This window comes from Porphyromonas sp. HMSC065F10 (assembly GCF_001808555.1).
In the GTDB taxonomy this organism is placed as follows: domain Bacteria; phylum Bacteroidota; class Bacteroidia; order Bacteroidales; family Porphyromonadaceae; genus Porphyromonas_A.
The window spans coordinates 1-314 of record NZ_KV793721.1 but is presented as its reverse complement, the minus strand read 5'-3'; the positions used below and the strand labels follow the sequence as shown (position 1 = coordinate 314).

The following is a 314-nucleotide window of genomic DNA, read 5'->3' as shown; positions in this document are numbered from 1 at the left end:
GCACTCGCACCCGCACTCGCATATATGTTTGCGCTTAGGTCTGAGGTTGCTTTCGGATTCTTGCCCTTTTTCATAAATGTCTCGTCTTCGTGATTGAAAGAACAAGATACCATATCTAAGTCTTTTTCGGAGCACTTATTTATCCAGCTCCTTAAGGTCGCTCGGTTTACCCCGGTTATTTTAGAATACCCGTAAGCAGTTAGACCGGACATCTTGTACTGTTTAATGTGTACTCTCTTCTCTTCTTCGGTGTAAAGTCGACGAGTTCTCTTCTCTTTTTTCATATACCATTCTGGCTGTCTCAACCCTCCTCA

1 protein-coding gene is annotated in these 314 nt (G+C 43.3%); it reads right to left on the bottom strand.

Features of this window, described 5'->3' with window-relative positions:
* Nucleotides 1-284 (bottom strand): hypothetical protein (locus HMPREF2890_RS09020; protein WP_168160378.1); only part of this gene is annotated, 284 nt, incomplete at its 3' end.
* Between the last annotated feature and the right edge of the window lie 30 nt (nt 285-314).